Below are 15,318 nucleotides of genomic sequence, written 5' to 3'. Positions count from 1 at the left end.
ATACCCTAGATAGATAACAAAACGAGACCCTATGAGCCGATGGCGCAACAAATAGAGCAAACCGTATACATTGTCGATAACGACGAGGCGATCCGCGAGGCGATGGCCTTCCTGATGGAGTCCGTCGGCCTGCCCTGCAAGCTGTACTGCTCGGCGCAGGAGTTTCTCGATGACTATTCGCCGCAGATGAGCGGCTGTCTGGTGCTGGATGTGCGCATGCCCAAGATGAGTGGCATGGAGCTGCAGCAGAAGTTAAACGAGCGTCAGGTCGCACTACCTATCATCTTCATCAGCGGCCACGGCGACGTGCCCATGGCGGTCAAGGCGATGCGCCAAGGCGCCTTCGACTTCATCCCCAAGCCGTTTCGCGACCAGGAGCTGCTGGATCGCATCAATCTGGCGCTGGAGCAGGAGGCGCAGCTGCGTCTGGTGCATCAGCAGCTGAGTCAGATCAAAGAGCGCCTTGCCACCCTCACCGGGCGTGAGCGGGAGATCCTCGACAATATCGTCATGGGTAAATCCAATAAGCTTATCGCCATTGAGCTGGAGCTGAGTCAGCGCACGGTGGAGATCCACCGCGCCCGGGTGATGGAGAAGATGGCCTGCGACTCCCTGGCCGAACTGGTACATGACATCACGTTGATCAAGTCTGCAGACGCCTGACCCTAGGGCGTCCGCTTCACCACCCGTTCATTCGCATACTGTCTTGGCTTTTAAGCTAAGACAGTTTTCGTTACATCGAATTCTCCATTTCAGTCTTCTATCTCAATCTTCTATCTCGATCTTCTAGCTCAATTTTTTTGCCTGCTCGGTCAGCCGCTAGTTCGAGCCAATCGGCTCTGGCGGCGCTGTTCCTGCGTGCGAAGCAGAGTGAGCCGGCGCTTTTTTTCGCCAAACTGATCTTTGTCAGTTGGTTATTTATTTCTGCCTGTAGTGTGAAACAGCTTGTGTATACGAACCAACCACACTCAAACGACAAAAATTCGCATCGATGCTAAGTGGGTAACACGGACTTAAGGTGCAATTTTGGTAGTAATAAAATAACTAGGAGGCTTTTGACTATGTTCAAAAAGTCAACATTATACAACAGCCTGTGTCTCGGCTTTGTCAGCCTGATGGCGGTGAATCACGCCCAGGCTGCTGCGTCAGCACCTGTGGTTAGTAAGTCTGTTAATAACGTCACTATCCCTGCGCTGCGCGATATTGCGCTCAACTTGAGCAAAGATACCAAGGCACGTCTTGTGCGCGGTAAGATGGATTCGGCGTCCGGTGAAACCACCCGTAAGACCAGCGAAATCATCCAAAACTTCGAACTTCCCTTCGTTGGTGGCATGGGTAAGAGCGCCTCTGGCCTGAGCAAATCCAATAAGACGATGGGCGTCTTGGCCCTGGACGCAGCCGATCCCGTGCAGCGTGACTTCCTCGGCGACAACATGCCATCGCCGCTGATGAGCTTCGACGGTATCGACAATATCAACCGTGTTGCCCCGCCCGATACCACAGGCGATGTCGGCCCGAATCACTATGTGCAGATGGTTAACGTCTCTTTCGCCATCTGGGACAAGCAGGGCAATCAGCTGATCCCACCAACGCCGACCAATGCGATTTGGAAGAGCCTGGGGGGTATCTGTGCCCAGAACAACGACGGTGACCCTATCGTGCTCTACGATCCCCTGGCGGATCGCTGGATGATGAGCCAGTTCGCCATCAACCAGTCGGACTACCACGAGTGTGTCGCCGTGTCTAAGACGCCGGATCCTACCGGTGAATGGCACCTGTATGACTTTAAGATCAGCGACATCAAGATGAACGACTACCCGCACTTCGGTGTGTGGCCAGACGGTTACTATATGTCGGTGAACCAATTCTACCTCGATGGTCGTGAAGATCAGTGGGGCGGCGCCGGCGCCGTGGTGTTCGAGCGTGAGAAGATGCTGCGCGGCGAACCAGCCCGCATGGTCTACTTCGACGATCCTGCACCAGAGCTGGGCGGTATGCTACCGGCCGACCTCGACGGTCTGACGCCGCCACCGGAAGGCGCACCAAACTACTTCGTGCAACCTATCGATGACAGCCAGGGGCCTGCCACCGATGAGCTGCATATCTGGGCCTTCAAGACAGATTGGCAAAATCCTGAGCAATCTACCTTCGAGCAGATCGCCATGTTGCCGGTGACCGGCATGGAGTTCAGCGGCTGTAAGGGCGGCTGTATTCCTCAGCCTGACGTGAGCAGCGAAGACTATCTGGACCGTATTCCTTATCGTCTCATGTTCCGTCTCGCCTATCGTAACTTTGGCGATCACGAGGCCATGGTGCTCAACCACACAGTGTTTACCGGCGACGCCGATACCAATCGCTGGAGCCCACGTTGGTACGAGATCCGCAACCCAAGCACCACGCCGACGGTTCACCAGCAGAGCAGCTACGCGCCTGATGGCGATACCCGCTGGATGGGCAGTGTCGCCATGGACGCCGTGGGCAACATCGCCCTGGGTTACACAGTCTCTGGCCCTAACACCTATCCGTCGGTACGTTATACCGGCCGTCTGGCATCGGATCCCCTAAATACCATGCCACAAGGTGAAAACGAGCTGGTAGCCGGTGGTAGTTCACAGCGCGGCGCCAACGGTCGCTGGGGTGACTACAGCACCATGAGCGTGGATCCTGTGGACGATTGTACCTTCTGGTATACCCAGGAATACTATGGCGACTTGAACGCCGGCGACATCGACTGGATGACTCGCATCGGCTCCTTCAAGTTCCCTAACTGTACTACGGGTCCTCAGGGTACCCTGGTCGGCACAGTGACCGGCGTCGAAGGCAAGCCACTGGCCAACGCCATGGTGAAAGCCGGCGCAGTAACCGCCTTTACCGATGAGAACGGCCACTATGAAGTGACCATGCCTGTGGGCAGCTATGACGTGAGCGTTCGCGCCTACGGCTACCAAGAAGCCAAGCACGCGGATCTCGCGATCGCCGAAGATAGCGAGCAGACGCTGAGCGATTCACTGTCGCCGCTACCTCTGGTTACCCTAACCGGTAAGGTAGTGGATAACAGTGGTCACGGCTGGCCATTGGCGGCCAAGTTGGCCCTTGCTGGCGAATTGGCACCAAACCTTGAGCTGATGAACGACCCGGCAACCGGCGAGTTCAGCGTCGAGGTGTATCAGGGCTGGGGTTATAAGATCACCGCATCTACGGCTCTGAACGGCTACAACGAGAAGTCGCTGGACTTCGTGGCGAGCGATACTCAGATCGCCAACGGCGTCACCTTAGCGCTGGATGTAAATAACAGCGTCTGTAGCGCCCCGGGTTACAAGGCCTACGGTATTGTCGAAGACTTCGACGGCGAAACCTTTCCACCTGCGGGCTGGACAGTGGTTAATGATGCAACTGGTGATGATATCGAGTGGCGTACTAATACCGCTTGGGATCGCCCTAACTTTACCGGTGGTAGCGGCAAGTCGGCGGCAGTAGATAACGACCGTTACGGCTGGGGTAAGTATGACACCAGCCTTGTCTCGCCAAGCATTCAGGTCAGTGCCCTGGAAGATAGCACCGCGTTGCAGTTCAAGCTGGACTTCGTCGGCGGCATCTTCGGCGGCTCTATGGTTGATCTCGACATCAGTGTCGACGGTGGCGCTTGGAAGACGCTACTGAGCTACCCAGATACGACTCGTGAGCGTCTGGTGGACTACGACCTGGCCGCTGAAGTGGCCGGTGCGACCGAGTTCCGTCTGCGTTGGCACTATCACCACATCTATGGCGATACCAAGCAGTGGGATAACTGGGCTCAGGTGGACGATATCTCTATCGCCCGCGGTTGTAGCTCGGTAGAGGGTGGCCTGGTGGCCGGTACCATTACCGACTTCAACACTCAGCTGCCTGTGGCTAACGTCGAGATCGTCGACGGTCTGGGTAACAAGGCGGTGAGCGATCATCAGGGTCAGTATGTGATCTTCTCGGCCGAGGGTGAGCAGCAGATTAACCTGCATCAGGCAGGCTACGCCGACGTCAATGAAAATGTCAGCGTGACCGCCGATGACGTGACTGCCAAGGACTTCAGCGTCAAGGCGGGTCGTCTCAGCTCTGAAACTGAAACCATCGAGCTGGCGGTGACCAGTGGTCGCAACCTGAGCGAAACCTTTGAGATCCAAAACTCGGGCAGCAACGATCTGACCTTCAAGCTAGGCGAGATCAACGCGCCGCTGGCCGCGCCTGTCGAAGGGCCTAAGCTGGCTATCGGTGGTCGTAAGTTTGGACCTAAGAACCTGTGGGATCTGACGACACGTAAGATCCGCGTGCCTTACATTCTGCCACAAGCGGATCTCGAAGAGAGCCAGGTGGTACAGAGCTGGGCAGTAGATCTGGTAGCCTCGAACGGCGTGGTCTTCGACCAGTCGACGGGCGATCTCTGGATCAACAACCTGGGTGTGTTTGGTGGTGACGATAAGGTCTATCGCTTCAAGCAAGATGGTACCAAGACAGAAGACAAGATCGATCTGCATCCGCTGATGACTACCCGTGGTGCCCACGCCGGTATGACCTACAACAGCCGCACCGGCAAGTTGTGGCAGATCATGGTGGGCGGTGAGCGTTGTATCTACGAGCTGGATCCGGTTGAGAAGCAGGCCACTGGCAAGCGTCTCTGTCCTGATGTGACTACCTCGCAGCGCGGCCTGGCCTATGACGCTGTGAACGACCAGTTCTTCTCGGGTTCATTCATCGACGGCCTGATCCATCGCTTTAGCAGCGACGGCACTCTGCTTGAGTCGACCGATGTGGGTCTGCCTATCGCAGGCTTAGCCTTCAATCCAACATCACAGCACCTGTTTGTGGCAACCAACAGCTTCAAGCCTATGGATATCGATATCTACATCCTGGATGTGGCTAACGATTACCAGGTGATCGGCGGTTACGCTATCGACGGCCGTGCCGACGGTGGTGGCTCGGGTCTGACGATTGACTGTCAGGGCCACCTGTGGGCACTGGATATCGAAGCGCAGCAGCTGTTCGAGGTTGACTCTGGCGAGACTGGCGTGTGTGACTTCCAGGATGTGAACTGGTTGTCGCTACAGCCTAACGTCGGTGACCTGAGCGTCGCGGGTAACCAGCAGGTGACCCTGGATGTGGACGCCGCCAACATGGCGCCGGGCGAGTATGAGGTTCAGGTGCTGCTCAACAGCAACAGCCCATACAAGATGCAGTCTATTCCGGTGAAACTGACCGTGAATGAACGTGTCCCTGGTGTACTTGGCTTTGCCGTGACTCACTATGAGGCTAACGAGGCCGATGGCACCGTGACCCTGACGGTTTCACGTCAAGGTGGCAGCGACAACGCCCTGACCCTGGAGTACCGCACTCTGGATGCAACGGCCAAGGCGGGTGAAGATTTCGAAGCCGCCTGGGGCGTCATCAAGTGGGACGACATGGATATGGCCGACAAGACCATCAGCATCAAGCTGCTAAGCGATGATGTCGAGGAGTCTATGGAGTCCTTCAGTGTCGCCCTGTCACAGCCTACGGGTGGTGCGACCCTGAACTCGGCAACTATTGCCACGGTTGAGCTGGAAGACAAGAAGTCCAGCGGCGGTAGCTTAGGCCCAGTCCTGCTTCTGCTACTGGGTGTCGGTTCACTGTTTAGCCGTCGCCAAGCGCATCGTTCATAAGTGTGATTGAGCCAGCGCGAAGCCTCGCGCTGGCTTTTTACCTTTAGCATCCACATTGGAGAATTCGATATGTCACGTTTCCTCTCTGTTTTTACCATCTCTGTCGCCCTGCTGGCGAGCGGCGCCCAGGCCGAAACTAAATCTCAAGTCCAAGCCCAAGCCCAAGCCGAAACCCAAACGGTAGGCTGGCGCGATCTGGCCCATGCCCGCGAGGTGGCGAATGATCCCTATCATCAACTCAATCAAGATCAATCACAGCTGATGCTGGATTTCATGGCCATCTCGGCCCATTTCGCCAAGGATCAGCGCGACAACTACCTGCCGGCGCTTAACACCCTATCGCCGCTAAATGAGGTGGATTTCAGTCAGGGCAGCTATCCCTACGCCGAGCAACTAAACGCCTATCTGGCGCAGGCGAGCGAGGTCAACGCCAAGCTGGACGTGGCCATCGAAGTCGAGCAAGACCCGGCCAAGCTGGCCCAGGTGATTCAGGCGACCAATAAGTCTCTGGACGCCATGGCTGCGCTGTCACCGCGTCTCGAGCAGTTCAAGCATGGCAGCGACAAGTATCTGGACAAGAAAGAGCGTATCAAGCAGCCCAAGTATGCCGCCGCCTTCACCGTGGGCCGCACGCTGGTTGATGCCGTGCCTGCCTATCAGGCTCAGCAGCAGGCGTTACTGGCCAAGGCCAAGCAGCTTAAGGCGCAGTTAGCGCACAATCTTTGAGCCCAACTGATCTTTGTCAGTTGGCCGCGCGCAATAACGGGTAGTTTGTATCACTGGTATACACACAAGCATCGAATAACGGCAAATCACGTCAACTTTAGCGGCGACTTTAGATAAGAGTGTGTCTTAGGGCGCCCAATGACGACGTGAGCCAAGGTAAACCTATAATAAGGAGACTTTTGATGGGTATCAAAAAGTCAACATGGCAAGGCTGCAGCTCTGTGGGGCTAGCGGGATTATTGGCGACGGTCAGCGCCTTTTCTTGTGCAGCCAGCTCTCCGGTCGTCGGGGAGTCATTGAACCAAGCGTCGTCGACACCTTTGGTGAAACTCGCCAACAAGATGCTGGTGAGTAATAAACTAAAATTCCAACCGACAGCTCAGACCAAGCTGGCCAAACCTAGCATCTCGGCGTCGAACCAGGCGCTGATGGAAGCCCAATACCAGGAGCAGATGGCTTCGGCCGTGGCACTGGAACAGTACAGCGACACCGCAGTGCAAGCCGAGCCAGGCACGGGTGCCATGCCGGCCCCAGAGCTGAACTTCGATGGCCTGACCCGTAGCGGTTTCGATGAGGCACCAATGCCTGATGCGGCGGGCGATGTCGGCCGCGACCACTATGTTCAGGTGGTTAACATGGCGTTTGCCGTGTGGGACAAAGAGGGTAACCTGCTGGTTGACCGCACTCCGATGACAGAGTTTTGGAAGCGTCTGGGCGGTGTCTGTGGCGACCCTAATGCCAACCCGGCTCCCGCTAAACCTTGGGAGAGCCCGACCACTGAGCGTGAGCCTATCGTGCTTTACGATCAGCTTGCCGACCGCTGGGTCGTGACCCAAAACGCCTATGTCTCGGGTAAAGAGAGTCGTCAGTGTTTCGCCGTCTCTAAGACCAGCGATCCTACCGGCGACTGGCATCTGTATGAATTTGAATTAAACGGCGACAAGTGGCACAACGGTGCCCAGCTCGGCGTATGGAGCGACGGTTACTATCTGTCGGCCAATCAACACAACAAGAGCGACAATAGCAAAGCCGGCACCGCCGCCGTGGTGTTTGAGCGTGACAAGATGCTCTACGGCGTACCAGCACGTTCTATCTATTTCGATGCGCCGCTGACAGCTAACCTGCTGCCGGTGGATCTCGACGGTAAGCGCGCCCCTGCCGCCGGTACCCCTAACTACTTCCTCAGGCTGCAGGACGACAAGGTCCATGGCAGCGCCCAGGATGAGATCCAGGTATGGGCCTTCAAGGCCGACTGGAACAACCCGCAGAACAGTCAGTTCAGCCAGGTTGCCGCGCTGGCGACCGAGCCATTTGATATCAATGAGGCCTGTGGCAATACCTGTATCGAGCAGGATTCCTGGGGCGGCGATTCTTACAACGCCCTGAAAGCCTACCAGGATAAGCTGATGTACCGCGCCGCCTTCAGACAGTTTGGCGATCACCAGAGCCTGGTGGTTAACCATACGGTTGACGTGGGCGAGCAACACTTCGGCGTACGTTGGTATGAGATCCGCAACTTGGGTGCAGGTGCCGAGATCTTCCAGCAGGGCAGCTATGCCCCTGATGTTAACCACCGCTGGCTGGCGAGTATGGCGATGGATGCCTCGGGCAACATAGGCATGGGTTTTGCCATCTCGGGTGAAGAGATGCTGCCTTCTGTACGCTATACCGGTCGCCTGAATGGCGATCCACTGGGTCAGATCTCATTGGCTGAGCAGGTGCTGGTGGACGCCGAGGCGGCCCAGGTGAACTCCTTCGATGGTCACTATGGTAAGCGCAGCATGATGACAATCGATCCGACGGACGATTGTAGCTTCTGGTATACCCAGGAATATGGCGCCGACCATGACTTCGAGTCTATGTGGGCTACCCGTATCGGTAAGTTCAGCTTCCCTAACTGTGTGGCCGATCCTACCGGTATGCTTCACGGTGTGGTGACCGACAGCGTCACCGGCCTGCCACTGGCGAACGCCGAAGTGGTTGCCGGCCCTTACAGCACTGTGGCCGATGAGGAAGGTAAGTATCAGCTGCAACTGCCTGTGGGCGATTATCAGGTGTCGGCCCGTGCCTACGGTCATACCAAGGCGAGTCAAGGCAGTGTCTCTGTGGCCAAGGATGCCGATCTTGAGCGCAACGTGGTCCTGACCGAGATGCCTCAGGTGACGATTTCGGGCAAGATCAGCGATGGTTCTGGCCACGGCTGGGGCGTACCCGGTGCGATCAGCCAAAACGGTGAGCTGATCCCGACTACGCCTATTGCTACCGATGCGATCGATGGCAGCTTCAGCGTCGTGGGTTATGAAGGCTGGCCAGTGGCGATCACCGCCCGTGCACCTGGCTATCAGCCAGAGACCATGGATTTGGTGCCAGGCAGCGATGGCGTGAGTGGTCTCGCCTTTAACCTGGCGGTAGACAAGCAGGTCTGTAGTGCCCTGGGTTATCGTAAGATAGATACCAATACCGCATCGCTGGTGAACTTCGAATCGCCAGACTTCCCGCCTCAGGGCTGGACAGTGGTCGATGCCGCGGGTACAGGCATTGTCTGGAAGACCAACGAGCAGTGGGAACGTCCTAACAACACTACGGGTCAGGGGCTTGCGGCCTCGATCGACAGTGATAAGGGCGGCCGTAAGGCATATGACTCTTCACTGTTAACGCCTATCATGTCGGTCGCCGAGCTGGGCGGCTTTACCACAGTGCGTTTCAAGGAGGGCTTCCGCCCATCCGGCGACTCGGCCCTGGACATGGACATCAGCGTCGATGGCGGCGAGTGGCAGACCCTGCACTCGGCCAATGCCAGCGAACAAGGCACTGTGGTTAACGTCGATATCGGCGAAGCCTTGGTGGGCGGTAGCAACTTCCGTCTGCGTTGGCGCTACCATAATGCCAACGAATTCGCCTGGGATTGGTGGGCGCAGATCGACGACGTCGAGTTTGGTCTGGGCTGCTCCATGGAGCAGGGTGGTCTGGCTGTGGGTAACATCACAGATGCCAACACCCAAGAGGCGATCGCACAGGCCAAGGTATGGCTAGGCGATACTCAGGTAGCGACCAACACCGAAGGGCAATATCGCCTGTTTGAAAGCGCTGGTAATCAGGTGATCTCGGCAACCCAGAGTGGCTATGGCGTGAGCAACAGCCAGCTGACCGTTACCGACAACAAGATTGCCGTACAGCACCTGAGCCTCAAGGCGGGTATGTTGGAAGTGGACAAGCCAGAGCTTGCGGCAACCGTGCGTAGCGGTAAGCAGAGCGAGCTGAGCCTGACGGTGAAGAACGTGGGTAGCCGAGGAGTGAACTACCGACTGGGTGAACTGGCCGCGACCGTCGAGGGCGAGCTGGAGAACCCTGTGCTGGAAGCAGAGCTTGGCTTTGGCGAGTCTATCGAGAAGTCCAGCCTTGGACTGGCGGTACCTTACAGCGCGACTATCGACCGTAACACCGGTGACCTCTGGGTGAACAACGTTAAGTTGTTTGGTGGCGACAACAAGCTGTATCGCTACAGCGCCGAGGGTAAGCTAATAGGTGAAGTGATCGACTTCAGCACCATGCTACCAGAAAACGCTCTGGTGACCGATCTGGCCTTCAACAGCCGCACCGGCATGTTGTGGCAGGCGGCGCTGTTTGCCGACAACTGTATCCATGAGATCGATCCTAATAAGCTGATGGTGACAGGTAAGCGAATCTGTCCTGGCGTGGGTGGCATCTCGGGTCTGGCCTATGATCCTGTGTCGGGTGACTTCATCGCTGGTGTCTCTAACAAGATGAGCATTAGTTACTTCAACGAAGATGGCGAAGTGCATCTGACCAAGGACGTCGGCATTGCACCTGCGGGTCTGGCCTACAACTCGGCTACGGGTCACCTGTTTATCAGTACCAATGGTCCTGCAGATCCCGGTTCTGAGAAGGTGGATCAGGCGCTGGATATCTACACTGTGGATAGCCATGACGACTTCCGCATGATCGGCGCGCTCGATGTCCCTGGTATGAGCAACTATGGTCAGACGGGTCTGGATATCGACTGTGACGGCAACCTGCGTCTGGTCGATATTGAAGGCAGCAAGATGTTCACCGTCTCCTCTGGCGAGACCGGCGTGTGTGACCATAAGGATGTGACCTGGCTTGACGTGTCTCACACCAGCGGTCAGCTGAGTGTAGACGGAGAGCAAGAGGTGACCTTCGATGTCGATACCAGCGACCTGCAGCCTGGTGTGCATCAGGTACAGCTGCTGCTGCAAAGCGATACTCCATATGGTACTCAGGCGATTCCGCTGTCACTGACGGTAGAAGCCAAGGTGCCGGGTGCCGTGGGCTTTAAGGCCACAAGCTATGAGGTGAACGAGGCCGATGGCAGCGTGACCCTGATGGTTGAGCGTATCGGTGGTGTCGATGGTGAGGTGAGCGTTAACTACCGCGCCGTCGATGGTACAGCCACTGCCGGTGAAGACTTCACCCTGGCAGAAGGCACGCTGACCTGGGCTGACCAAGACGCTGCGGCGAAAGAGATAGTGGTTGCCATCAGCGCGGATGACAAGGAGGAGGCGACCGAGTCCTTCAGCCTGCTCCTGTCGAGCGATGATGAGCAAGTTGCCGTCTCTGACAACAGCATTGCCAACGTCAACATTGTCGATAACACCAGCTCGTCGAAAGGGGGCGCGGGTCTACAGCTACTGCTGGGTGCCTTGCTTGCCTTCGGATGGCGCAGAAGAGTGAATCGTTAAACGATAAAAGGTGCCTTCGGGCACCTTTTTTACCTGTAGAGAGGTAACAGACAATGAGTAATCACAATCTGGCAATCATCTTACTGACACTCCCCCTGCTAGGAGGCGCGATGGCCTGCGAACCCAACAGTGATGCCGAGAAGGCCAAGAACAAGCCTAAGGTGCAGCAGAGTGCGGCCCAGAGCAGCTCGCAAGCGGTCAGTGACATGGTGCCCGCTAGTAATGACAACAAGCCCGCCGACAAGCCAAAAGGGGATCGCACCGTGCCTAACCACAGGCTGCCGTTCGAGCAGCAGCTTGACGAGCAGGCCGATAAGAGCAAGAGCGGAAAAGAAGCACAAGCCCAGCCAGGACAAGAAAGCGTTCCCTGTCAGGCGGAACCCACTGAGCAGACAAACCAGAGTAGATCCCAGGCAAAGAGTGAAAAGCTAAAACCGGGTGAATCTACGCCCGAGTGCGATAAACCGCGACAAGAATAAGCTCATGAAAAAAGAGGATGCCTGATAAGAGATAGTTAGGGCAGTTTGATTACGCCTTGTGGCAAGAGCGAGGCCCTGTGCCTATGGCCAATGGGCGCTGGCGGCGATGCTGGAGAAGTGTGCCCCAATATGACACTATGGGAAGTGATCACAGATTATGATAAGCAAATTCAATTTGGGCGCATTTACCGGTAGAACCGCTAAGCGGTTAATCTTATACATTATTTTATTCAGTGTGCTGATCACTATCCTGTCGTCGGCGCTGCAGCTCTATGTGGAATACCAAGACGAGGTGGTCCAGATTGAGCAGCAGATCGAGCAGGTGCAAAATTCCCACCTCGACGGTATCGCCCACTACCTGGAGCAGAATAATCCCGCTCAGCTACAGCTGTTGATCGACGGCTTGGTCAAGTTGCCGGACATCGAGCGCATCAGCATCATAGCGCGGGATCGCGTGTTACAGCGCACCGGTGAGGTGATGTCCGATAGGGTGATAGATACCAAGTTCCTGCTCTATCCCACGAAAAGTGCGAACGCCAAGGAGCCGCTGGGCACACTGCATCTGGTGGCAGGGTTAGATCCTCTCTATGAGCGACTCAAACAGAAGATCTGGTTTATTCTGATCGCCACCGCGGTGAAGACCTTTCTGATCGCCGCCTTTATTTTGCTGCTGTTCCAGTACCTGGTGACCCGCCATCTGAATAAGATCAGCCAGTACGCCCATACCTTAACCCTTAATGGCCATGCGCCGGCCCTGACCCTGGACAGAATGCCCGCGCGCCTAGGCGAGGTGGATGAGTTAGATACTGTGGTGACGGCGCTCAACGAGATGCAGACCAGGCTGGCGCAGGAGCTAAGGCTTAGGGAAGAGGCGGAATTTGACAGCCGCAGCAGCCGTGAGCAGCTGGCCCATATGGATAGGGTCACCAGCATGGAGGAGATCGCCAGCAGCATCGCCCACGAGATCAACCAGCCGCTGACAGCTATCGCCACCTATGCCCAGGCCGCGCTGCGCAGTAACAAGGGCGATGAGCGTGTGCCTGAGGCGCTGATTAAGGCGCTGGAGAAGATCACCGAACAGGCGCTGCGGGCCGGCGAGGTGATCCGCACCATACGTCAGTTCATCAGCAAGCAGGCCAGCAGCCACAGCGAGATTGGGGTCAAGGCGCTGCTGACCAGCACCAGCCATCTGCTGGAGACACTTGAGTCGCAATATAAAGTCAGCCTAGTGCAAGGGCTTGCCGACGAGCGGCTCACGGTTATCGGCGATCTGGTGCAGCTACAGCAGGTGCTGTTTAATCTGCTGCGCAACGCCATGGAGGCCAGCCCGCCCGAGAGCATTATCGAGATCTGGGTCGAGGTGTGCGGCGATAAGGTAAGCATACGCATTCGCGATAGAGGCTGCGGCATAGACGCCGAGGCGGCCAAGGAGATCTTTACCCCCTTCTTTACCACTAAGCAGGAGGGGATGGGCATGGGCCTGGCCATCTGTAAGACCATCATCGATGCCCACAACGGCGAACTGCTCTTTAGTATCAACGAGTTTGGCGGCTGCGACTTCACCATGCTGCTGCCCCAGGGGGAGAAGTTGGTCGCTGAGTCTGAATCACAATCGGAAAACAAGCCGCAGAGCGAACAGGGGCCGGTATCATGAAGCATGCGCCTCTGATCAAACTCGCCGGCGCCCTGTCTCTGATCCTTATCGGCTTCATCGGCATCACCCTGTGGCAGCATGAGCCGCTGGATTCCGGGGCCGGTAAGGGGGATCCTTTGCTCAAGGTGGTGGAGGTCAACATCTATGGCCACTCTTCCTTGATGTCTTTCGAAGAGCAGAATCAAGAAGTTATCGATACCTTCAGATCCGTGTGGACAGGCACTCTGGTGGGTGGCAAGCGGGTACCTGGCATCAAGGGGCAGGGGATAGACTTCTCTGCCAATGAGCAGGCCTATGTGGCGTTCGACATCTGTTGCAAGAGCGATGAGATGAAACGGGCCAGGGGGCGGGAGATCACCTTTGATTTTGGCGGCATCAGCATGGGGATGTGGATTAAACCTTTAGCGATCAACGAGCAGGATATCTACCCTCTGCTCGGTGGCTGGTATGGCGATGTGCAGAGCAACAAGTTAAGGATCAATCAGGGGCATCTTGAGCTGCTGATCTATGACGCCTCCGGCTTCTCCCCCGAGGTGGCGGTGCGCTCCCGCACTGTGCTCAGCAACGATCGCTGGTATCACATCGCCCTGGTGCACGACGGTCATCAGGCCAACCTCTATATCGACGGTGAGCTGGATGCCAGCGATACCTTGGATCGCAAGGTAGGCTCTATCATGAATGACTTCTTTATCGGCGGGATCCCCAGCGGCTATCCCAACTTTGGTCAGGCGCGTTTCCCGGGGATCATCGATGAGTTTGTGATGTCTGAGCGGATCTTCTCCGCCAAGGATGTTAGAGCTATCTATGGCCTAGTGCCTAAAGGCGTTTTAAATTAGCCGCGAAAGGCACTTTAGATTAGTGCCGAAATTAGCCCCGAAAGGTAATTTAAATTAACTTAAATGAAGCACCAAATGGCACCCAGATGGGTGCCTTCGTTTTTGATGAATGATTGCTAGTAGCAATCTCCGCCCGCCGCCAGCTGCAGCTGGGGAAGATCGTTGATCACGATATGCTTACGGTTGACCGACAGCAGCCCCTGCTTCTGCAGGCGGGTAAACTCGCGGCAGACGGTCTCCGAGGCAACCCCCAACAGGTTGGCGATATCCACCCGGCTCATGGGCAGGGTGATCTGGGTCGCCGTTAGGCGGTTGGCGATGTTGAGGATCAGCGAGGCGATCGCCGCCTTGACCTGCTTGAGCTGGATCAGTCTCAGGCTCTGATCCGCCTGCATCTCCTGGCTGAGTAACTTGAGCATCAGCTGCTGCACTATCGGCTCCATGGCGGATTGTTGCAGCAACTTGGCGAAGGGGATCTCATACAGGCTCGAAGGTTCCAGCGCCACCACAGAGTAGAAGTGTTTGTGGTTACCCAGGCCGCCGGCGCCTATGACGTCGCCCTCCATATAGAAGCCAGTCACTATCTCCTCGCCTTCCGGGGTCAGGCGATAGCTCTTGAGGGCGCCCTTCTTGACCACAAACAGCGAGTCAAACTGGTCCTGTTGGCGCAGCAGATATTGCTCCGCCTTGAGGTGGCGAAAACGCTTAGTGACGCTGGTGAGTTGCTGCAGCAAACTGCTTGAACATCCACTTTCGGCAATGGAGAGTGTATCGGAGAATGGGCTTGAGGTGTCGGGTTCGGCCAGTAACGCAGCGCCGAACATCTGTTTTTCAACCGGGCTGAAATTACCCTGCTGTGTTCTACCTGTCGATATGGACTTAATCATGTTGTACCTCAAAAAACTATCTGTTTTTAAATAAAATTTTATCTATTTGCTCTTGGTCATCCTCTGATGATGTATCGATTGTAACGTTATTGTAACTTTTAAAAATATCCGCAAATGTCCCTAGATGGGGATCGGGAAATACCTATATTTGCTGTTTTTTTGACTAAAAACGGCCAAATAACGGCTAGTTTTTGTTTGTTTATTTATCTGTTTTATTTGAATAAATATTTTTTACAGTTGGCTTGGCGATGAGTTGGCGAAAAAATGTGAAAAAATTTACCTTTTGTTCACCTTGTCTGGATAGGGCTGTAGAGAGAGAAGGGCCGGCCTTTTGAGGAAGACTGTT

8 protein-coding genes are annotated in these 15,318 nt (G+C 55.9%); 7 read left to right on the top strand and 1 reads right to left on the bottom strand.

The window, feature by feature from the left end:
- Nucleotides 1–39 precede the first annotated feature (39 nt).
- From K0I63_RS16750 to K0I63_RS16720, 7 genes are all read left to right on the top strand, one after another.
- Nucleotides 40–663, top strand: coding sequence for a response regulator transcription factor (locus K0I63_RS16750; protein WP_144204319.1), 624 nt, complete (start codon nt 40–42; stop codon nt 661–663).
- A 398-nt stretch (nt 664–1,061) separates the two neighbouring features.
- Entirely contained in the window at nt 1,062–5,669 is a 4,608-nt protein-coding gene (locus K0I63_RS16745) for a Calx-beta domain-containing protein (RefSeq protein ID WP_220081778.1), read from the top strand.
- A gap of 69 nt (nt 5,670–5,738) precedes the next feature.
- A complete protein-coding gene (locus K0I63_RS16740; RefSeq protein WP_220081777.1) occupies nt 5,739–6,395 on the top strand; it encodes a hypothetical protein in 657 nt (218 codons plus the stop codon).
- Nucleotides 6,396–6,577: 182 nt separating this feature from the next.
- Complete coding sequence (locus K0I63_RS16735) at nt 6,578–11,116, top strand: Calx-beta domain-containing protein (protein WP_220081776.1); 4,539 nt, start codon at nt 6,578–6,580, stop codon at nt 11,114–11,116.
- 53 nt (nt 11,117–11,169) lie between these two features.
- Complete coding sequence (locus K0I63_RS16730; protein ID WP_220081775.1) at nt 11,170–11,595, top strand: hypothetical protein; 426 nt, start codon at nt 11,170–11,172, stop codon at nt 11,593–11,595.
- A gap of 235 nt (nt 11,596–11,830) precedes the next feature.
- Complete coding sequence (locus K0I63_RS16725) at nt 11,831–13,249, top strand: sensor histidine kinase (RefSeq protein ID WP_220081774.1); 1,419 nt, start codon at nt 11,831–11,833, stop codon at nt 13,247–13,249.
- Nucleotides 13,246–14,085 carry a LamG domain-containing protein gene (locus K0I63_RS16720; protein WP_220081773.1) on the top strand — a complete coding sequence of 280 codons (840 nt, stop codon included), beginning with the start codon at nt 13,246–13,248 and terminating at the stop codon, nt 14,083–14,085. Before K0I63_RS16725 ends, K0I63_RS16720 begins: the two co-directional genes overlap by 4 nt.
- Before the next feature lie 116 nt (nt 14,086–14,201).
- On the opposite strand, the gene K0I63_RS16715 is transcribed toward K0I63_RS16720, so the two are convergent.
- On the bottom strand, nt 14,202–14,972 hold the full coding sequence (locus K0I63_RS16715) for a Crp/Fnr family transcriptional regulator (RefSeq protein ID WP_220081772.1): 771 nt from the start codon (nt 14,970–14,972) through the stop codon (nt 14,202–14,204).
- Nucleotides 14,973–15,318: the final 346 nt, after the last annotated feature.

The organism is Shewanella rhizosphaerae (genome assembly GCF_019457655.1).
In the GTDB taxonomy this organism is placed as follows: Bacteria; Pseudomonadota; Gammaproteobacteria; order Enterobacterales; family Shewanellaceae; genus Shewanella; species Shewanella loihica.
The sequence above is the reverse complement of the archived record's forward strand: the minus strand, read 5'-3'. Positions and strand labels throughout refer to the sequence as shown.